Raw genomic sequence first — 20,061 nt, forward strand, 5'->3', positions numbered from 1 at the left:
TCACGCGCTGTGCGTGGTGCCACCGCCATTCACCGGAGGATGGATCAGATCGCCCGCGCCGAACAGCTCGGCGGGTGAGAGCAGCAGTGCGACGCTCAACTTGACGATCTCGTCACGGGTCATGCCCACGTCACCCTCGACCCAGGCCGCGAGCAGTCGGCTCAGCCCGCCGACCTGGTAATGCGCCACCCCGAACGCGGCACCCGGACCGAGCACGCTGTCGAGGTCGATGACGCCTGACGCGCTCTGCAGCGTGAGACCGGCAAACAGCGCCGTCGATTCCATCCGCTTGGCGGCGATCACCGGACTCAGCAGTGATTGCGAGAACATCAGCCGGCCTTTACGACGATCGGCGTCGATGATGTCGACCATCGCAGCAACGCCACCGCGCACCTTGGACACCACGTCGGCGCCATCCTCGAACGCCCGCAAACCCGCGTCGGCGATGTCGGCGATGACCTCGTCGTAGAGCACGGCGACCAACTCGTCGACCGATTCGAAGCTCTCGTAGAAATAGCGAGCGGTGAGGCCCGCACGCCGACAGACGCCACGCACGGTGACCGGCGAAGGTTCGTCGTCGCCGAGCAGGTCGAGGCATGCGTCGACCAATGCGGAACGACGCCGAGCGACCCGGGTGTCACCGCCTTCGCCGCCATACGCACGAAGAGTGCCGCCCTGCTCCGCGCCACTGGCCGCCCGGCTCGACGATGCAGAGGATTTATAGGCCATAAGTCCATATTGACACGCCAGTAACTTAGGCGTTGTAATAAACAGGAAACAGACGTTTTCAGAATTTCGTCTCAAGGGGGTACCTCATGACAACGCAGCCCATCAGCAGCGGAAACGCCGCACTGTCGCTGGACGACACGAGTGTGCCGATGACCATCCTGCCCACCAGTGCAGACGCGATTCCCGATGCTTTCGCCGCCGAGAAGCCCGACACCGAGTACATTCCGCCGGCCGCGCGGATGAGCCGCGCCGAGCTCGATGCACTCCCCACCGAACTCGACATGATCGGTGCGGGCGTCCTGGCCGGCCCGGCCAACGTCATCATGCAGCTCGCCGTGCCGGCGGTCGGGTACGGCGTCGCCGAGTCCAAGGTCGACAGCGGCAACCTGTTCAAGCACCCCGTCAAGCGCACCCGCACCACCCTCAGCTACCTCGCGGTGGCGGCCATGGGCAGCCCGGAGGACCGCAAGGCCTACCGCAAGGCCGTCGGCAAGGCGCACGCGAAGGTGCGCTCCACCCCCGACAGCCCGGTGAAGTACAACGCCTTCGACCCGAAGCTGCAGCTCTGGGTCGCCGCCTGCCTGTACAAGGGCACCGAGGACGTCCTGCGCATCTACGGCGGCCGCACCGAGGTCACCGACGCCGAGTATCAGGCCGGCGCCGTCATGGGCACGACGCTGCAGGTGCCCCGCGAGATGTGGCCGGCCACCCGTGCCGACTTCGAGGAGTACTGGCAGACCACGGTCGCCGAACTGGAGATCGACGAGACGATCCGCGACCTTCTGCTCTCGATCGCGCGCGCCGAGTTCGCCGGCCCGGTGGTCTCCGGCCTGTTCGGCTGGTGGACCGAGATCATGACCCTCGGCTTCCTGCCCGTCGAGTTCCGCGACAAGATGGGTGTGCGGATGGCGCCGTGGCAGAAGCTGATCTTCAACGCCCACAACGCGGTGGTCCGCGCGATCATCACCCGCGCACCGCGCCGCCTGCGCGCATTCCCCTACAACATCCTGCTCGCCGACGTCCGCTGGCGAATCCGCACGGGTCGTCCGCTGGTCTGATTCGCGGGTAGCTACAACCGACGCAACGCGTCCCGATCAAGGTCGGCGACGCTCGTGTGGCCGGAAAGTCCGAGCGTGAGATCGAGTTCGGCGATGATGTCGGCGACCACGTCGCGAGCCCCGTCGGCTCCGGCGATCGCCAGCCCGTACATGTGCGGACGACCGATGCACGCGGCATCGGCACCCAACGCGAGTGCTTTGAATACGTCTGCGCCCGTATAGATTCCCGAGTCGATCAGCACCTTGATCCGACCGTCGACCACCGGGGCGATCGCGTCGAGCGCATCGATGGAGCTGATCGCACCGTCGACCTGCCGCCCACCATGGTTCGACACGACGATCCCGTCGACCCCGACGTCGACGGCGCGTCGGGCGTCGTCGGGATGCAGAACACCCTTCAGCAGGATCGGCAGCGACGTGCGGTCGCGCAGTCCCTCGACGTCGGCCCAGTTCAGCGACGGCCGTGAATAGATGTCGAGGAAGGTCTGCACCCCGACCCTCGGCTCCGGAGCGCGAAGATTTGCCAGCAGCTTTCCTGGAGTGTTGCGGGCGATGGAGAACAACGTCGCGATGGCTCCCAGGCTCACCTCGGGGCGTTCGGCATCATCGGTGGACGCGACCCGTTCGGCGACGATCTCGGCGAACCGGGGATCGGACGTGTATTGCGCGATGCCCTCACCGCGCGCGAAGGGCAGCGAACCCAGATTGAGGTCCTGTGGCCGCCAGCCGAGCATCGTGGTGTCCAGTGTTACGACGACGGCTGCCGCGCCCATCGCCTCGGCCCTCGACAGCAGACTGTCGACGAGGTCGTCGTCGGTGGACCAGTAGAGCTGGAACCACCGCGGGGCGCCTGGCGCGACGGCCTCCATCTGGCGCGCCACCCGCTCCATCGACGCACTGCCCTGGTTCGAAAAGATATAGGGCACACCGATTTCCGCGGCTGCGTGACCGATGTGCACATCCGCGTCGGGCGCGGCCAGTGACCCGGCACCCACCGGCGCGAAGAGGACGGGCGCGGGCAGCTTCTGCCCGAACAACTCGATCTCCAACGTTCGTTCGGAGACGTCGCGCAGGACGCGCGGCACGATCGCCCACTTCTCGAGTGCCGCCCGGTTGGCGTCCATCGTGCGTCCTTCACCGGCGCCGCCGGCGATGTAGGCCCACGCCCGGTCGGACATGGCCCGACGGGCACGACGCTCGAGTTCGGCGAAGTCGGTGGGTACGCGCGGCTTTCGGCGGTGGATTCCGGCGGTGTAGATCTCGTTCTGTCGCACACGTCCCAGACCGGCCATGGCGTCACCCTACCGATCCGATGGTGTTCCGCGGATATCGATAGGCTGGCTTACAACGAACCTCGGGAGGGAACGTGGCACTCGCGCTCTATCGACTCGGTCGATTCGCATTCCGCAAGAAGTGGTGGTTCATCGCCGCCTGGCTGGTGGCGTTGTTCTCGGTCGGTGCGATCACCGCCGCCGCGGCACCCAAGTTCGCCACCGACTTCGAACTCCCCAACACCGACTCCGACCGTGCGATGTCGGTGATGAAGACCGACTTCCCGGCCTTCAACGATCAGCTGCTCAAGTCCCCGACGACGGTGGTGATCGCGGCCGACGACGGTCTCGCGAACCACGAAGCCCAGATCTACGCGCTGGTCGGCAAGCTGCGAGCGCTCCCGCACGTCGTCATGCCCGAGCAGACCGTCAATCCGGTCGCCGCGGCGGCCGCGAATCCGAAGCTGGCGTCGCTCTTCATCGGCGACAACGGCAAGGTCGGCCTCATCAAGATCCAGCAGGACATCCCGCGTGAGGATCTCACCGTCGACGACATGGAGCAGTTCAAGGACATCCTCGCCGAATCCAGCGGCAACGGACTCCAGGTCGAGGGCACCGGCGCGCTCATGCAGGTGCAGGAACAAGGCGGTGCTGCCGAGCTGCTCGGTTTCGCCATCGCCTTCGTCGTGATGATCGTCGCGTTCGGAGCACTCGTGGCGGCGTTCATCCCGATCATCACCGGCATCGTCGGGGTCGGCCTGACGATGCTGCTGGTCACCCTGAGCGCAAAGTTCATGGACGTGCAGCAAAGCGCCACCGCCATCATCACGATGCTCGGCATCGCCGTATCGATCGACTACGCGCTGTTCATCGTGTCCCGCTACCGGTCGGAGTTGAACCTCGGTGGCACCCGTGAGGCAGCTGCGGGACGCGCCGTGGGCACGGCCGGGTCGGCCGTGGTCTTCGCCGGTCTCACCGTCATGGTCGCGGTCGCCGCACTGAGCGTCGTGGGTATCCCGTTCATCACCCAGATGGGTATCGCCGCGTCGTTCGCGGTGCTCATCGCAGTCCTGGGCGCCATCACCCTGATCCCGGCGCTGCTCGGCGCGTTCGGGCGGTTCGCCTTCAAGCCGCGCATCCCGGGTATCCGGCACGGCGACGAGCCCGACGACCAGCCGTCGAACGGCCTGCGCGTCGGCCGGTTCATCACGCGCTACCCGCTGCCCGTCGCGATCATCGGCCTCGTGTTGCTCGCGGTCGCGGCCGGTCCGATGACCCGTCTCGAGCTCGGCATGGACACCACGTCCGACGCCGAATACTCGGCCACCGCACTGCTGCAACGCGGCTTCGGTGAGGGCGTGAACGGCGAACTGTTCGTCGTCGTCACCGACGCCGACGGCGGCAATGTCGCACCGGCCGCCGATGCCGTTGTCGCCCATGCCAAGACGCTCGACAACGTAGCCAACCCGAGCCAGATCACCTGGGTGGGCAACGGGCCCAATCCCGCCAATTCGCAGGAGGGCGCAACCGCTGCGCTCATCACGGTGACACCCGAGAAGTCACCGTCGGGACCCGAGACGCACACGCTGATGGACCAGCTGCGCGACTACGCCGAGGACGCCCCGAACGGCGCCACGGTGAATGTCGGCGGACAGACCGCGATTCTGTCCGACATCTCCGACAAGCTCAGTTCGGCGTTGATCCCGTTCCTGCTTCTCGTCGTCGGACTCGCGTTCATCATCCTGATGGTGGTGTTCCGTTCGATCCTGGTGCCGCTCACCGCGACCATCGGCTTCCTGTTCTCCGTCTGCGCGACGTTCGGGGCAACGGTACTGATCTTCCAGGAGGGCTACTTCGGCCTGATCGATCACACCAAACCGGTGATCTCGTTCCTGCCGATCTTCCTCATCGGTGTTGTCTTCGGCCTCGCAATGGATTACCAGGTCTTCTTGGTGACCCGAATGCGCGAGGAGTACGTCCACGGGGTGTCGGCCAAGGACTCGGTCATCATCGGCTACCAGCACGGTGCGCGTGTGGTCACCTCCGCCGCACTGATCATGATCTCCGTGTTCGCCGCGTTCATGCTCGCCCCGGACACCATCGCCAAGATGATGGGATTCGCGCTTGCGGCCGCGGTCTTCTTCGACGCCTTCGTGATTCGGATGATGGTGGTCCCGGCGGTGACCGCCCTGATGGGCGACGCCGCCTGGAAGCTGCCACGATGGCTGGACAAGATCCTGCCCAACGTGGACGTGGAGGGCACCGCCATCCGCGAGATCCCGATCGAGGACTCCACCGACCCCACGGACGAACGCAAGCCGGCACCCACTCCGGCGTGATCGACTGTGCGCCACGGCATCTGCATTCTCCCCGACCAACCGTGGGCCCGGTCGCGGTCGCTCTGGTCGGCGGCCGAGGAGATGGGCTTCGACCACGCCTGGACCTACGACCACCTGGTGTGGGGCGGACTCCCTGAGGCACAGTGGTTCTCGTGCATGCCGACGCTTGCCGCGGCGGCCTCCGTGACCACGTCCATCAAGCTCGGTACCTTCGTCACCTCGCCGAATTTCCGTCACCCGGCAGCGTTTTCGCGTGAGGTGCAAACCCTGCGCGACATCTCCGACGACCGACTCCTCGTCGGACTCGGGGTCGGCGGAACTCCCGACGATCACATCCTCGGTCAGCCGGAGTTGTCGATCGGCCGGCGAGTGGACAGGTTTCAGGAGTTTGTCGGCGTGCTCGACGCGACGCTGCGCGACGACCACGTGACGGTCGACGGCGAATACTACCGCACCGTGGACATGCGACTGGTCGGCGGGTCCGTCCGCGACCGGGTACCGCTACTCATCGCCGGCAACGGTCCTCGCTCAATCCGTTTCGCCGCCCGGCACGGCGACGGCTGGGTGACCACCGGCCGTGGCGCGGACACCCTCGACGAGTGGTTCGAGGACATCGCACGCGGTTGCGACGTCCTACAGGAAGCCCGTGCGGACATCGGCGACGCAGGAGACTTCGACGCCTACCTGAGCCTGGACTCCTCCCCGCGGAATTCGCTGGAAAGCATCGGCCTGTTCGACGAGATGGTCGGCCGCGCAGATGAACTCGGCTTCACCGACGTCGTGGTGCACTGGCCGCGGGACGAGGAGCCCTATCGCGCGTCGGTTGATGTTCTCGAGGCAGTCGCCGCCCGCTTCACACCGACGCGATCAACAACCCGCCCATGATCAGCATGACCACCGCGACCACGCCGTCGAGGATCTTCCACGAGCGTGACTTGGAGAACACCCGCGACAACCGGCCCGCGCCGTGCCCGAGCGCGGTGAACCACAGGAAGCTTGCCGCGCAGGCACCGATTGCGAACGCCCACTTGCCATTTCCGTGACTCGACGCGATGGCTCCCATGGTGAGCACGGTGTCGAGATAGACGTGTGGGTTCAGCCAGGTGAGCGCCAACGCGGTGGCAATCGCGGCCCAACGGCTCGTCGTCCCCGCTTCTCCGTCGTTGATGGCGATTGCCTCGTCGCTACGTAGGCATCGCTTCGCTGCAAGCAGTCCGAGCACGACGATGTATGCGCCGCCGGCGAGCTTGGCGAAGGTAACCACCCCGGGATGCGCCGCCACGAGCGCACCCAATCCCGCGACACCGGCCACGATCAGAATCACGTCGGAGAGTGCGCACACCGCCACGACGGCGGCGGTATGCGAACGTCGTACCCCCTGCTGGAGCAAGAAGATGTTCTGCGGTCCGATCGCGATGATCAGACCGGCGCCGGTCAGCAGGCCGGCAAGCGCCGGAGTCAGGAAGGTGGTCACGACTCTCCACGCTAAGAGCAGCGCGATATACAGTCCAACGAATCTTTCTCACGAATCATTAGTTGAACTGAAGAGCCCTAGTGGCCGCTCGACGAACGGCGGCACAGGATCCGCGGCAACGGTCACCACGTCGGTGATCGGATGCGCCACCTCGTCCCGCCAGAGTCGGGCCGCCAGATAGAAGGCGAGAGCCACGGGCACCGGCAGCAGGCCGGCGAGGATGAACGTCGTCGTCAGTCCGAGGTAATGGCTGAGCGGCGCGGCGATCGCCATCGAGACCGGCATCAGCGCAATCGAGACGAAGAAGTCCAGGCTCGCCACGCGGCCGAGAAGCGCGGGCGGCACGCGACGCTGGAGCAGAGTGCCCCACAGCACCATCGGGCCGTCGAACAGAACGCCCATCGCGAAGCCGGCGAGGACGAACATCCACGTCGCATCCGCGAGACCCATCAGCACCAACGGCACGCTGGAGAATCCCCAGATCGAGAACATGACCGTCAGATATCGCCGGGGCATGCGGATCGAGGCAAAGACGAGCGATGCAGAGGCAGCACCCGCGCCGAAGCCGGCCAGCACCAGCGCGTGATCCGACGCCCCGCCGTGCACGCGCTCCTGCAGAGCGAACGGAACGAGCACCTCGATCGGCCCCATCGTCGCCAAGACCAGCACGCACGCGAAGAACAGCGTCGCCCACAACCACGGCGTGCGCCAGAGGTAAGCGAACCCCTCCGCGACATCGGTCACCGCGGTGCGAATCGGATTCCCGCGAAGCGGCTCACCCCCATCGGAATCCGACCGGCGCAGCGCCACCGGATCCATGCGGACGTAGAAGAGCGCCGACACGATGGAACCGGCAGCGGCCAGTACCACCGCCGGACCGGGCGCCGCGGCGGCGATGACCGCACCGGCGATCATCGGCCCGACCGCCTGGAACACCACCGGACGCAGAAACCCTTCAATTCCATTGGCAGCCTGCAACTCCGACGGCTCTACGATGCTGGGAAGCAACGCCGAGTACGCCGGGTAGTACATGCCGATCGTGACGCCACCGAGGATCGCGGCCGCCACCACATGCCACAGCGACAGCACACCCAGAATCGACGCCAACCCGATCAGGCCGAAGACGATCATCTTGACCGTCTCGAGACCGATCATGATGACTCGCTGCGAAACCCGATCGGCGAGAACGCCTCCGGCCAATGTGGACACGAGCATCCCGACCGCCGATGCGCCGGTGGCCAGCGACACCTGAGCGGGTCCGCCGCCCAACTCGATGACCTGCCACACCACCGCGATCGTCCACACACCGTCGGCGAACATCGCGAGCACCAGACCGCTCAAGAGCAGCCGGTACTGACGCCGTGCAAACGGCATCAGTGCACGCGGCAATCGGCGCTCGGCGGTGGTCATCCTTCGAGGATGCCCGATCGCAGCCCGCCGCTGCCAGCGGTTTTACTCAGCTCGCCTTGCGCGGAGCCTTCTTCGCCGCGGCCTTCTTGGCGGGCGCCTTCTTGGCAGCGGCCTTCTTGGCAGGCGCCTTCTTCGCGGCCGCCTTCTTGGCCGGAGCCTTCTTTGCCGGGGCCTTGTCGTCCGCCGAGTCCTCGGGCCCGCGGTCCTTCACCGACGCGCGCAGCGCCGCCAGCAGATCGGCCACCTCGGAGTCCTCGTCGACGGTGTCCTCTGCTTCGGTCTCGGGGAATGCCTCGGATCCGTCGGCCTTGGCCTCGATGAGTTTGGACAGTTCCACCTGGTAGGTGTCCTCGAATTCACCCGGATTGTAATCCTTGGCCATCGTCTCGATCAGCGACGACGCCATCTTCAGCTCTTGGTCGTGGATCGTGATGTCGTCGTCGAGGAAGCCGAAATCGGGCTTGCGAACCTCGTCGGGCCACAGCAGGGTCTGCAGTGTCATCACGCCGTCGACGACGCGCAGCGCTGCCATCCGGGTGCGGTTGCGCAAGGTGAACGTCGTGATCGCGAGTCGCTCGGTTTCCTCGAGCGCCTTGGCCAGCAACGCGTAGGCCTTCGGTGATTTCGACGACGGCTCCAGGTAGTAGGGCTTGTCGAAATAGATGGGATCGACCTGGTCAACCGGCACGAATTCGAGAATCGAGATCTCCGGGCTCTTCTGTACCGGCAGCGTCGCGAGGTCGTCTTTGGTGAGGATCACGGTCTCGCCGGAGTCGGTCTCGTAGGCGTTGGCGATGTCGCCGTAGTCGACCTCGGTGTCGGTGCCCTCCCGCACGCGCCGATAGCGGATTCGGGTTCCGTCCTTCGAATCCACCTGGAACGACTTGCGGTCGTGGCTTTCCGTCGCCGAGTACACCTTGACCGGAACGTTCACCAGGCCAAAGCTCAGATCGCCCTTCCAGATCGAGCGCATGGGGCCATTGTGCCACCTGAGACGCCATCGCGGCAGCGATGACCCTGGAGATGACGTCACCGGCCGCGCCGCAGTGGACAATGGATGCATGGCGACCGGCGGAACCCATCTCGACGTCGACGGCCACCGGATTTCCATCACCAACCTCACCAAGGTGCTGTATCCGGCTACGGGCACGCGGAAGTTCGAGGTCATCGACTACTACTCGCGGATCGCCGACGTCATGCTGCCCCACCTCGCCGGGCGGCTGATCACCCGCAAGCGGTGGCCGGGCGGCGTGGAGTCGACGCCCTTCTTCGAAAAGGACCTGCCAGAGAGCGCACCCGACTGGATCACCCGGTACGGCATCGAGCACAGCGAACGGGTGATCACCTACGCGGTCGCCGACTCGCGCGCAACGCTCGTATGGCTGGCGCAGATGGCGGCGCTGGAACTGCACGCTCATCAGTGGCGTCTTCCGATCGGGCCCGACGGCCCCAAGGCCAACCGCATGGTCCTCGACCTCGACCCCGGGCCCGACGTTGCGCTGAGCGACTGCGCCCAGGTCGCCCGCGAGATCCGCGACCTCCTCGCCGACGCAGGCATGTCTACCTACCCGGTCACCAGCGGCGGCAAGGGCATTCACGTCTACGCACGGCTCCCGCGGCCGGTGTCGCCGGACGCGGCGCGCACGCTGGCCAAGGAGATCGCCACCCGACTGGCCCGCGAGCACCCCGAGCGCGTCACCGCGACGATGGCGAAAACCCAACGCGAACAACGCATATTCATCGACTGGAGTCAGAACAGCGGCTCCAAGACCACGCTGTCGCCGTACTCGCTGCGCGGGCGCGCACAACCCTGGGTCGCCGCCCCGCGGACGTGGGACGAACTCGAGGATCCCGACCTCGCGCAACTGCTCTATACCGACGTCCTCGACCGCATCGAATCCGACGGCGACCTGCTCGGCGATCTCGACGACGACTATGCGGAGCCACGTCCCGCTGATCGATCTCGACACGACGCCTCGCTCCGCTCGGGGTCGGCTCGATCCGGCGGAGCCGACACCGAGCCCCCACCCGCTGATCGAGCCGACACCGAGCCCCCTGGGGCGAGGCGTCGTGTCGAGATCACTCCACCGGCTACCGACACACAGGTCGTCAACCTCCGCGAGTACAAGCGAAAGCGCAACGCGGCCAAGACTCCCGAGCCGTTCGGCGACGAGAACCACCGCAGCCGTGCGGAAGACACCGTCGACGAGTCCCGACCACCCGGTCCGATCTTCGTCATCCAGGAACACCACGCACGCCGTCTGCACTACGACTTCCGCCTCGAACACGACGGCGTGCTGGTGTCGTGGGCGGTGCCGAAGAATCTGCCGACCGATCCCGACCAGAACCGGCTGGCCGTGCAGACCGAGGACCACCCGATGGACTACGCCGACTTCGAGGGCGACATCCCTTCGGGTGAATATGGTGGCGGCCACGTATCCATCTGGGACAAAGGAACATTCACCACCGAGAAGTGGCGCGACAAGGAGATCATCGTCTGCCTCGACGGCGAGCGGGTGCAGGGCCGCTACGCGCTGATCAAGACCGGCGACAAGAACTGGCTCGCCCATCTGATGAGCGACGAACCCCGCCCGATCGTGCCGGACAGCCTCACCGATCCACGTCCGATGCTGGCCACCGACGAGTCGATCGACGGCCTGTCCGGCGCAGACTGGGCGTTCGAGGGGAAATGGGACGGATATCGAATCCTGTTGCGCTACATCAATGGTGAGCTGAAACTGACGTCGCGCTCAGGCATCGACATGACCCGCGACTTCCCCGAACTCGCATCCGTCACCGACGATCTCGGCCTACTCGACGTGGTCCTCGACGGCGAGGTGGTGGCCCTCGACTCGACCGGCCGCACCAACTTCACGCTGCTCACCTCTCGCAACAACACAGACGAACCCCTGACACTCAAGCTGTACCTGTTCGACATCCTCTACCTCAACGGTTCGTCGCTCCTGCGTCGCACGTGGGAGCAACGCCGCGAACTGCTCGACGAACTGGCGCCCGCCTTCCGCCGTTCGACCCACGTCGAGATTCCCGCCCTGTTGCCGGGCCCGGGCCGGGCGGCGGCCGAGTACAGCCGCGAACACAACATGGAAGGCGTTGTCGCCAAACGTCGATCGTCGATCTACCAACAGGGACGACGATCCACGTCGTGGCTCAAACACAAGAACTGGAGCGACATCGAGGTCGTCGTCGGCGGCTGGCGACCGGGACGCGGTTCGCGCGCGAACACCATCGGATCGCTCCTCCTGGGACTGCCCGAGGAGACCGGACTTCGGTACGTCGGGCGGGTGGGTACCGGTTTCACCGACGCCGCGTTGAGTTCACTCGCGGCCGAACTCGAGCCGCTGCAGATCTCCCGTTCGCCGTTCCTGGACAAGCTCGACCGTCCCGTCGCGTCGACCGCAATCTGGGTGCTGCCCAAGATCGTCGGCGAGGTTCGGTTCATGGACTGGACCAGCACGGGGCACCTCCGACATCCGAGTTGGCGCGGAATCCGCCACGACAAGCTGCCCGGAGATCTGTGAACCACGCACGACACCACCGCCCGAGATCGACGAGAGGACCACGCAATGCCCGGTGAGAACATCGTGATCGCCGCCGCCGACGGGGATGCCGAGGCCTACGTCGCCCGCCCGGACGACGACGGCCCACACCCCGGGGTGTTGTTCCTGACCGACGCGATCGGGTTACGTCCGCACACCCGGGCCATGGCCGACCGAATAGCGTCCTGGGGGTACGTCGTGCTGGCGCCCAACGTGTTCTACCGCAACGGCACCGCCGAGGAAGTGGCCCCCGCCTACGACCTTCTCCTCCCCGAGGACCGGGCCGCCTTCATGAAGGTGGCGATGGGGCGGGTGCGGACGCTGACCGATGACGTCGTGATACCGGACCTCACCCGCTACCTCGACGCGCTCGCCGCGCTGCCGGACGTGTCGGGTTCACACATCGGCGTCACGGGCTACTGCATGGGCGGCAGGCTGGCCCTGCTCGCCGCGCGTACCCGGCCGGAGCAGGTCGCGGCCGTCGGCATGTTCCACACCGGTCGGCTGGTGACCGAAGACTCATCGAGCCCACACCTGCACATGGCCGGCATCGACGCTTTTGTGCTCGCGATCCACGCCGACAACGACCGGTCGCTGCCCGCGACCGCCGTCGCGCAGTTCGAACATGCGCTGATCTCCAGCGGTGTCACACATCACGCGACCGTCTATCCCGGCGCAGCACACGGATACACCATGGCCGACACCGCGGACTATCACCACGCAGCGGCCGAGCACCACTACGACGAACTCGAAGCTCTGTTCGCGCGGACTTTGACACCGCACCACTGAACCGCGACTCACGCCCACCCTCGCCTCACCTCCACCGTCCGACGCGGCTAGCCTTCATGGGAGTCAGTGACGTACAGGAGTACCCGTGTTCGTTGTCGCCCACATCAGCGACCTTCATTTCAATGGCACGCGGTTCAACCGCAGCCGCATCGAGTCGACGCTGAGTTATCTCAACGCGCGCGCCGACGGCATCGATGTGCTGCTCGTCACCGGAGACATCGCCGACGAGGGCAGCCCCAGTGAGTACCGCGAGGCCTTCCTCGTCCTCGACAGCCCGCTGCCCATGCTCATCACCGCGGGCAACCACGACATCCGCGAGAACTTCAGCGCCGCGCTCCTGAAGGAGGAGACGTCGTCGCCGATCAACTGGTCGGAGACCATCGACGACGTCCTCTTCATCATCGCCGACAGTTCCATCCCTGGACGCAACGACGGCTACCTGTCCGACGACACCCTCGCCTGGATGTCCGAGGAGATCACTCGCCACGGTGCCGACAATCCCGTGTTCATCGCGTTTCATCACCCACCGGCCAAGCTCTCGATGCCGTTCATGGACTCGATCCGTCAGACCGGCGAGGATCGGCTCGCGGCCATGGTGGAGCGCCATCCCAACGTCGTTGCTTTCCTGTGCGGACACGCGCACACACCGGCCGTCACGCACTTCGCGGGGCGTCCGCTGTGTATCGCGCCGGGTGTCGCGTCGACCCTGAATCTCCCGTTCGAGGGCACCGAGATCGTCAACCGCGGTCAGCCGCCGGGAATCGCCTTCCACATCCTCGACGACGACGGGCGACTCGTCACCCACTTCCGTTCGGTCATGTTCTGAAGATCCTCACGAAGTGACCAGAGCGTCCGCGTTGCGTCCCACCGGACGGATCGTCGTGGTGGTCACCTCGTAGACCCGTGCGGTCTCGATGTCGAAGAACATGCCGACGATCCGCAACGTCGACTCGGCCGCAGCGCGACCCACCATCGGATGCCTGCTCAGCGTCTCGACCTGCTTGGCCACGTTCACCACTGACAGCTGATCCACTTCGCCGAAGCCCAGATCGGCAGCCGCGCGGCCGGCCGGATGCCCCAACTGGTACGCCATCACACTCGGCCTCCCGTGCCGCAACCACCGGCGCACCGGACCGACATCGTTGTCCGAGTCGTCGTCGGTGATGAGCGCGTGCATCGCTCCGCAGGACGAATGTCCGCACACCACAACCGAAGTCACACCCAATTCGCCGACCGCGAACTCCAGCGCGGCCTGGACGGAATCGTCCGACGAGTCGATCGGCGGAACGAGATTGCCGACGTTGCGAACGGTGAACAGGTCACCCGGACCGCTGGCGGTGATCACATTCGGCAACAGCCGGGAGTCGGCACAGGTCAGGAAGAGTGCATCCGGATCCTGACTGCTGACGACGTCGGACATGTTGGCGCGCAGCGCTTCTGCATGATTCTGGTGGTACTCGTCGACGCCGCCGATGATCGAGCGCAACGACGGCGGCCGGGTGTCGGCTTCCGCGTCGATGTTGGCGGGACGCTTGCGCCACGGGGTGAGGCCGGCGAATCCCGTCGTGTGCCGACGCGGAGGACGCCGCGGCGCATCGGCCAACCGCGCCTTGCCCTTCTCCACGACATGCACGCTTCCGCCACCCGCCTCGTGCGCCCACCGGAAGTCCTCGAGCATCTCCGACGCCGCGTGGTCGAGGAAGTCGGTGTCGAGTTCCAGGGTGACGTGGGCTTCGTCGGGAACAGTGTTCAGGGCCTTGTTGAGTTTCGGGAGGGCCAGGAAGCTCAGCGAGCCGTGCACGCGCACCAGCCATTGTCGAGACCGATTGGTACCCAGCGGCTCCGAGGTGATCTCGGCGCGTACCACCCGCCACACCACCATTGCGACGGCGAGCGCCAGACCGATCGCGACACCTTCGAGCAGGTTGAGGAACACGACGCCGAGCACGGTCACCGCGTAGACCCACAGGTCACCGGTTCGCAGTGCGGTCTTCATGTGCGCGAGCTTCACCAACTGGAGTCCGATGACCACCAGCAGGCCCGCCAGCGCGGCGGTGGGGATCTGCTCCACGAGGCCGGTCAGGAACACCGCGAAGACCAGCACCCAGACGCCGTGCATGATGGCCGACCAGCGCGTCCTGGCCCCGGTCGCGACATTGGTTGAGCTACGGACGATCACGCCGGTCACGGGCAGACCGCCGAGCATTCCCGAGGCAATGTTGGCGCTGCCCTGGCCGAGCAGTTCACGGTTGAGATCGCTGCGGGCGCCGGTGTGCATCTTGTCCACCGCGACCGCAGACAGCAGCGACTCCACACTCGCGATCAACGCGACGGTCAGGACGCCCATGACCACGGCTCCCCAATTCCCGCTGGGCAATTCGGGAAGGGCGATCGCCTCGAAGAAGTTGCCGTCGATGGCGATCTTCTCCACGTCGAGTGAGAAGAACAGCGCCACCAGGGTCGCACCGACCACAGCCACCAACGGACCCGGCACCTTGCGCACCTTGGGCGGCATCAACGGCCAACTCAGCATCACCGCGATCACGATCACGCCGACGAGAGCGTCCGCCCAGGCCACGTGGGCGACCTGACCGGGCAGTTCGCTGAGGTTCTCCCACGCACTGCTCGCCGAACTGCCGCCGAGCAGCACGTGAATCTGCTGCAGTGCGATGGTGATGCCGATTCCGGCGAGCATCGCATGCACGACGACCGGTGCGATCGCGAGCGCCGCACCGGCAATTCGGCTGAGCCCGAACACAATTTGCAGACACCCGGCGCAGACGGTGATGAAGCAGGTCACCTTCCACCCGAAGTTGGCGACCATCTCGGCAACCACCACGGTGAGGCCGGCCGCCGGGCCGGACACCTGCAGTTTGCTACCCCCGATGGCGCCGGCGACGATACCCCCGATCACCGCCGCGATGAGACCGGCAAGCACCGGAGCGTCGGATGCGATGGCAATCCCCAATGACAGGGGGAGCGCGACCAGAAAGACCACGAGCGACGCCGGCAGGTCATACCGGACGTTCTCACGGAATTCCGAAAGGGCTCCCCCGAACCCCTTATTCGACATGACAACGACCGTACGGATGTTTTGTTAACACGGAAAGAACTGGCGAAACGGACATGGTGTGAGATCCGCTCCACATCGCGCGTCGATGTGTCGGCGCTCACTTCCTCGTCGAATGAGATTGAAAGACACTGCACGACACATCAATTCATGCGCATGAGTTCATTCGGGCGCCCACCAGCCGACGGCGTCGGCGATCGTGGAGGCGGGAAGGGGTGGAAGTCGGGGCCGCCAGGAACACGCGCCCACAAAAGTAGGGGAAGAAACTTCTTCCCCTACCCTTGGAGTCCTCCCCCAGAAGTTTCCCGCGGACGACTACGAAACCCGGGGAAGAAGTTCTTCCCCTAGATTTTTCGAGTCAGGCAACCGGCTACTTCGACGACCCGGTACCCAGCAGCTCGAGGAGTTTGCCACCGATCTCCGGGATCAGTCCCGGCCCGGCGTCGGGGAGGTTTTGTGGGAGCGCCCCGGGCTGACGCGACACCGGGATCTTTGCGGTCCGGGTGGCCTCGACGCGAATCCCGGTCTGCCGCTCCTTGGGTAGCGTTGCGGCGTAACGGGAAAGCTCGGTCGAGGTGGTCAGGGTGCCCACGATGCGCAGCCCGGTCGCCGCGAAATCGGCTGCTGCCCTGCGAATGTGATTGGGCGAGGTGATCAGGATGATGTCCCGGACACCGGTGCGCTGGAGAATGGCCGCGGTGTTCTGGGCGTTGGCGACAGTCGATCCGGACTTGTCCTCGGTGGTGATGCGGCTCGCGTCGACTCCGTTGTCCACCAACCACTTCTGCATGGCGGAAGCCTCGGTGACACCGCTTTTCGGCGCTCCGCCGGTGACCACGATGGGCGCCGTCGTGCTGACCTCGGCCTGAGCCTTGCCCGCTCGCACACGATTCACGAGTTCGGGAGCCATCTTCCCGTTGCCGTTGAGGCCGTATCCGAGGATGACGATCGTCGGCCGGCCCGCGACGGTCTTCGGCGTGGTGTCCGGCACGATCTTGGCGGCCGCCTCCACACCGCTGATGATGTTGCGTGCGATCGTGGCCAGCTGCGGGTTCATCATCGACAGCTTGCTCAGTGCACCTTGCACACCGCTGCTGTCGCCCAGTTGGTCCGACCAGATCGCCTGCAGCGCAATCGCCTCGGCGTCAGCGGGCGCCATACTCACGACTTGCTTCAACGCGGCGAGCCCGCCCGCCACGTCGCCTGCGGCGAATTTCTTCTGCGCGTCGTTGTACATCGACGACGCGTCGAGCGTGGTCGCGACCGGCACCACGTCGTGGTTGCCGAGCACCGGCATCGTGCCGATCACACCGCCACCGATCGCCGCAACAGCAACGGTCGCCGCAGCGGCGAGCTTGAAACGTCGAGTCACCCTGGTCACAGAAGTCACTGGCGTAACAGTAGAGAAGGCGCGCAACGCCACGACACCCGTCCGATCCCAAGTCGATAACGACCCAGTGCAGACAGCAAAGGGCAGGCGACGTTGTGTCGCCTGCCCTTCGAGGCAGCGAAGATCAGGGAGCGCTGGAGCGGATACCCGCAACCCTCAGCAACTCCGGGCGGCGCAAGACCAGGCCGATCCACATGAACACTCCGAGGTAGACGGCGAACAGAGTGGTGGATACCAGGGGCGACTCGATCCGCATGTTCGCGGTGACCGCACCACCGAGGTAAGCCGTGATGCCGAGCGCCCCCAGCACCGCTGTACGCGGAATCGCGTACACCGCAAGGCAAACCAGGAGGACCGTACCCATCACGTAGCTCTGGTCGACGGGAAAGCCGAGGTCGGCCATGCCCTCGACCACCGCGTCGGGCTGGGTCAGCTTGCCCACGATGTCGAAGATGAGGAAGGCGCCGACCAGGACGCTGATGACCACGCCCGTGGTGTGCCGCCAATTGCGTGACTTCGCGGGAGCGTCGTCGTTGATGTTCTGCAGGGTTCCGATGATCGCGTTCATGATGTCCTCCGAGTGAAAGTGGGTGATGCCCATACAGACATCACCCACTCGGAAAACTCATCGGAGCGTCTACAGCGCTTTGAGTTCCTCCACCACGGAGTCGACGGACTTCTTGGCGTCGCCGAACAGCATCGAGGTCTGGTCGGCGAAGAACAGCGGGTTCTCGATACCTGCGTAGCCCGACGACATCGACCGCTTCAGCACGATCACCGACCGCGCCTCGTCGACGTTGAGGATCGGCATGCCGTGGATCGGTGAGCCCGGGTCGTTGCGCGCGGCCGGGTTGGTCACGTCGTTGGCGCCGATCACGATGGCGACGTCGGTGCGGTTGAACTCACCGTTGATGTCGTCCATCTCCTTCATCGCGTCATACGGCACATCCGCTTCTGCCAGAAGCACATTCATGTGTCCGGGCATACGACCGGCGACCGGGTGGATCGCGTACTTGACCTCGACACCCTTGGATTCGAGGATCGACGCCATCTCCTTGACCGCGTGCTGCGCCTGCGCGACCGCAAGACCGTAACCGGGCACGACGATGACCTGGTTGGCGTAGGCCATCTGGATCGCCGCGTCGGCCGACGAGGTGGCCTTGACGGTGCCGCCCGCGCTGCCGGCCGGTCCGCCGCCTGCCGCGTCGTCTCCGCCGAAGGAGCCGAACACGATCGCGGGGATCGAGCGGTTCATGGCCTTGGCCATGAGGTTGGTCAGGATCGAGCCGGACGCGCCGACGATCATGCCGGCCACGATCATCGCCTGGTTGTTCAGCGCGAGGCCGGCGGCCGCGGCCGACAGACCGGTGAGCGCGTTGAGCAGCGAGATCACGACGGGCATGTCGGCGCCGCCGATCGGGAACACCACGAACAGACCCATCAGGCCGGCGATCACCAGTACGGCAACGATCCAGAACCACGGCGTCGCGTCGGTGTTGTCGGCAGACAGACCGATGTAGATGGCGATTGCGACGGCCGCGATGGCCAGCACGATATTGGCGAACTGGAACAGCTTCGCGTTCTTGACGAAGGTCTTCTCGAGCCCCTTCGGCATGATCTCCTGCAGCTTGGCAAACGCCACCAGCGAGCCCCAGAACGAGACCGAACCGATGATGGCCGCGAACAGCGAACCGACGATCACGTGGACGTCGGGCTCGGCGTGCAGGGCGGTGAAGCCGTCGGACTCGATGTACTCGGCCCACGCGATCAGCGCCACGGTGCCGCCACCGACGCCGTTGAACAGCGCGACGAGCTGCGGCATGGCGGTCATCTTGGTCTTCAGTGCGGGCGGAATGCCCAGCACCACACCGATAATCAGACCGGCGACGATGAGGATCCAGTTGATCGCGGGTACACCGTCGACACTCGGCGGGTTGTTGTACACGTACAGCAGGGTCGCGACGATGGCGATTCCCATGCCGACGGCGGCAATCCAGTTGCCGCGCACCGCGGTCTTGGGTCCGGTCAGACCCATCAGGCCGTAGATGAACAGCGAGAACGCGACGATGTAGAGAACCGTCACGCCGTAGCCGAGAGCCTCGTACTTCTCGGTCCCGGCGGCAAGAGCAAGATTGCGGACGTTGCCGTTCACTTGGCGGCCTCCTTCTTACCCTTGAACATGCCGAGCATGCGGTCGGTGACGGCGAAACCGCCCACCACGTTGAGCGTTCCGAACACGAGCGCGACGAACCCGATGATGCGAACTCCCCAGCTCGCGTCTTCGGGCAACGAACCCAGCACCACCAGCGCGCCCAGCACGACGATGCCGTGGATGGCGTTGGTGCCCGACATCAGCGGGGTGTGCAGTGTGTTGGGCACTTTGGAGATCACGGCGAAGCCCACGAACCCGGCCAGAACCAGGATCGCGATGTTCGCCAACAATGGGGTGTACATCAGGCAGTCGCCTCCTTCGCCTCGCGCGTCACGCACGATGCGGCCAGCACCTCGTCGTCGAAATCCGGGGCGATGGCTCCGTTGTCGTCGAGCATCAGCTCGATGAGCGCGAGCAAGTTCTTGGAGTAGAGCTCGCTGGCGTGCTCGGGCATGGTGGCCGGCAGGTTCAGCGGCGAGGTGATCGTGACGTCGTGGCGGACGACGGTCTGCCCCGGCTCGGTCAGCTCACAGTTGCCCCCGGTCTCACCGGCGAGGTCGACGATCACACTGCCCGGCTTCATCCCCTCGACCGCAGCGGCGGTGACGAGGCGCGGTGCCGGGCGTCCGGGCACGAGTGCGGTGGTGATGACGATGTCGAAGCCCTTGATGGCGTCTTCCAGTGCCTTCTGCTGCTGGGCGCGCTCGTCCTCGGTCAGTTCACGCGCGTAACCGCCTTCGCCGGCGGCGTCGATGCCGAGGTCGAGCCACTGCGCGCCGACCGAGCGGACCTGCTCGGCCACCTCGGGCCGGACGTCGTAGC

The 20,061-nt window shown here is 65.6% G+C and carries 16 protein-coding genes and 1 pseudogene; 6 read left to right on the forward strand and 11 right to left on the reverse strand.

Annotation, left to right across the window (positions count from 1 at the left end; translation table 11 throughout):
• Positions 1–729, reverse strand: a complete 729-nt coding sequence (locus ABZW74_RS14680) for a TetR/AcrR family transcriptional regulator (RefSeq protein ID WP_240854992.1) — start codon at positions 727–729, stop codon at positions 1–3.
• A gap of 86 nt (positions 730–815) precedes the next feature.
• Between ABZW74_RS14680 and ABZW74_RS14685 the strand changes: the two genes are divergently transcribed.
• Positions 816–1,787, forward strand: coding sequence for an oxygenase MpaB family protein (locus tag ABZW74_RS14685; RefSeq protein WP_355277073.1), 972 nt, complete (start codon positions 816–818; stop codon positions 1,785–1,787).
• Positions 1,788–1,798: 11 nt separating this feature from the next.
• Here ABZW74_RS14685 and ABZW74_RS14690 read toward each other — a convergent pair whose 3' ends face one another.
• Positions 1,799–3,079, reverse strand: coding sequence for an alpha-hydroxy-acid oxidizing protein (locus ABZW74_RS14690; RefSeq protein WP_355277075.1), 1,281 nt, complete (start codon positions 3,077–3,079; stop codon positions 1,799–1,801).
• A gap of 74 nt (positions 3,080–3,153) precedes the next feature.
• Here ABZW74_RS14690 and ABZW74_RS14695 point away from each other — a divergent pair, with 74 nt between their 5' ends.
• Together ABZW74_RS14695 and ABZW74_RS14700 are read left to right on the forward strand one after the other, a co-directional pair.
• On the forward strand, positions 3,154–5,397 hold the full coding sequence (locus ABZW74_RS14695) for an MMPL family transporter (RefSeq protein ID WP_355277078.1): 2,244 nt from the start codon (positions 3,154–3,156) through the stop codon (positions 5,395–5,397).
• A 6-nt stretch (positions 5,398–5,403) separates the two neighbouring features.
• Positions 5,404–6,282: an LLM class flavin-dependent oxidoreductase gene (locus tag ABZW74_RS14700; protein WP_355277081.1), complete on the forward strand. Its 879-nt coding sequence runs from the start codon at positions 5,404–5,406 to the stop codon at positions 6,280–6,282.
• Here ABZW74_RS14700 and ABZW74_RS14705 read toward each other — a convergent pair.
• Genes ABZW74_RS14705 through ABZW74_RS14715 form a run of 3 tightly spaced genes read right to left on the reverse strand, consistent with a single transcriptional unit; the run spans position 6,251 to position 9,254 of the window.
• Positions 6,251–6,871, reverse strand: coding sequence for a LysE/ArgO family amino acid transporter (locus ABZW74_RS14705; RefSeq protein WP_355277084.1), 621 nt, complete (start codon positions 6,869–6,871; stop codon positions 6,251–6,253). The two genes, ABZW74_RS14700 and ABZW74_RS14705, sit on opposite strands and share 32 nt — an antisense overlap.
• Positions 6,872–6,919: 48 nt before the next feature.
• On the reverse strand, positions 6,920–8,281 hold the full coding sequence (locus ABZW74_RS14710; RefSeq protein WP_355277087.1) for an MFS transporter: 1,362 nt from the start codon (positions 8,279–8,281) through the stop codon (positions 6,920–6,922).
• A gap of 46 nt (positions 8,282–8,327) precedes the next feature.
• Positions 8,328–9,254, reverse strand: coding sequence for a Ku protein (locus ABZW74_RS14715; protein ID WP_355277090.1), 927 nt, complete (start codon positions 9,252–9,254; stop codon positions 8,328–8,330).
• 88 nt (positions 9,255–9,342) lie between these two features.
• Between ABZW74_RS14715 and ABZW74_RS14720 the strand changes: the two genes are divergently transcribed.
• The 3 genes from ABZW74_RS14720 (at position 9,343) to ABZW74_RS14730 (ending at position 13,453) form a co-directional block, all read left to right on the forward strand.
• Complete coding sequence (locus ABZW74_RS14720) at positions 9,343–11,820, forward strand: ATP-dependent DNA ligase (RefSeq protein WP_355277092.1); 2,478 nt, start codon at positions 9,343–9,345, stop codon at positions 11,818–11,820.
• Positions 11,821–11,865: 45 nt separating this feature from the next.
• Positions 11,866–12,627, forward strand: coding sequence for a dienelactone hydrolase family protein (locus tag ABZW74_RS14725; protein ID WP_355277095.1), 762 nt, complete (start codon positions 11,866–11,868; stop codon positions 12,625–12,627).
• A gap of 85 nt (positions 12,628–12,712) precedes the next feature.
• Positions 12,713–13,453 (forward strand): metallophosphoesterase, encoded by a 741-nt coding sequence (locus tag ABZW74_RS14730; protein WP_355277098.1) that lies wholly within the window; start codon positions 12,713–12,715, stop codon positions 13,451–13,453.
• 6 nt (positions 13,454–13,459) lie between these two features.
• Here the strand turns inward: ABZW74_RS14730 and ABZW74_RS14735 are convergent, their stop codons facing one another.
• The 6 genes and pseudogenes from ABZW74_RS14735 to ABZW74_RS14760 form a co-directional block, all read right to left on the reverse strand.
• Entirely contained in the window at positions 13,460–15,700 is a 2,241-nt protein-coding gene (locus tag ABZW74_RS14735; protein ID WP_355277100.1) for a bifunctional SulP family inorganic anion transporter/carbonic anhydrase, read from the reverse strand.
• 367 nt (positions 15,701–16,067) lie between these two features.
• On the reverse strand, positions 16,068–17,078 hold the full coding sequence (locus ABZW74_RS14740; protein ID WP_355277107.1) for a YdcF family protein: 1,011 nt from the start codon (positions 17,076–17,078) through the stop codon (positions 16,068–16,070).
• A gap of 133 nt (positions 17,079–17,211) precedes the next feature.
• Complete coding sequence (locus ABZW74_RS14745) at positions 17,212–17,655, reverse strand: DoxX family protein (RefSeq protein ID WP_240855019.1); 444 nt, start codon at positions 17,653–17,655, stop codon at positions 17,212–17,214.
• 69 nt (positions 17,656–17,724) lie between these two features.
• A complete protein-coding gene (locus ABZW74_RS14750) occupies positions 17,725–19,239 on the reverse strand; it encodes an NAD(P)(+) transhydrogenase (Re/Si-specific) subunit beta (RefSeq protein ID WP_240855021.1) in 1,515 nt (504 codons plus the stop codon).
• Positions 19,236–19,541, reverse strand: coding sequence for an NAD(P) transhydrogenase subunit alpha (locus tag ABZW74_RS14755; RefSeq protein WP_240855022.1), 306 nt, complete (start codon positions 19,539–19,541; stop codon positions 19,236–19,238). Before ABZW74_RS14755 ends, ABZW74_RS14750 begins: the two co-directional genes overlap by 4 nt.
• Positions 19,541–20,061: pseudogene (locus ABZW74_RS14760) on the reverse strand (NAD(P)(+) transhydrogenase (Re/Si-specific) subunit alpha); the annotation flags it as partial. The pseudogene ABZW74_RS14760 and the gene ABZW74_RS14755, both read right to left, overlap by 1 nt.

It is taken from the genome of Gordonia sp. NPDC003585 (genome assembly GCF_040610755.1).
Taxonomy (GTDB): Bacteria; Actinomycetota; Actinomycetes; order Mycobacteriales; family Mycobacteriaceae; genus Gordonia.

What these genes read in the sequence shown, in the direction of transcription:
- ABZW74_RS14690 (WP_355277075.1), bottom strand. Translation starts at nt 3,079, where the DNA reads ATGGCCGGTCTGGGACGTGTGCGACAGAACGAGATCTACACCGCCGGA.
- ABZW74_RS14745 (WP_240855019.1), bottom strand. Translation starts at nt 17,655, where the DNA reads ATGAACGCGATCATCGGAACCCTGCAGAACATCAACGACGACGCTCCC.
- ABZW74_RS14685 (WP_355277073.1), top strand. Translation starts at nt 816, where the DNA reads ATGACAACGCAGCCCATCAGCAGCGGAAACGCCGCACTGTCGCTGGAC.
- ABZW74_RS14755 (WP_240855022.1), bottom strand. Translation starts at nt 19,541, where the DNA reads ATGTACACCCCATTGTTGGCGAACATCGCGATCCTGGTTCTGGCCGGG.
- ABZW74_RS14720 (WP_355277092.1), top strand. Translation starts at nt 9,343, where the DNA reads ATGGCGACCGGCGGAACCCATCTCGACGTCGACGGCCACCGGATTTCC.
- ABZW74_RS14710 (WP_355277087.1), bottom strand. Translation starts at nt 8,281, where the DNA reads ATGACCACCGCCGAGCGCCGATTGCCGCGTGCACTGATGCCGTTTGCA.
- ABZW74_RS14715 (WP_355277090.1), bottom strand. Translation starts at nt 9,254, where the DNA reads ATGCGCTCGATCTGGAAGGGCGATCTGAGCTTTGGCCTGGTGAACGTT.
- ABZW74_RS14725 (WP_355277095.1), top strand. Translation starts at nt 11,866, where the DNA reads ATGCCCGGTGAGAACATCGTGATCGCCGCCGCCGACGGGGATGCCGAG.
- ABZW74_RS14680 (WP_240854992.1), bottom strand. Translation starts at nt 729, where the DNA reads ATGGCCTATAAATCCTCTGCATCGTCGAGCCGGGCGGCCAGTGGCGCG.
- ABZW74_RS14735 (WP_355277100.1), bottom strand. Translation starts at nt 15,700, where the DNA reads ATGTCGAATAAGGGGTTCGGGGGAGCCCTTTCGGAATTCCGTGAGAAC.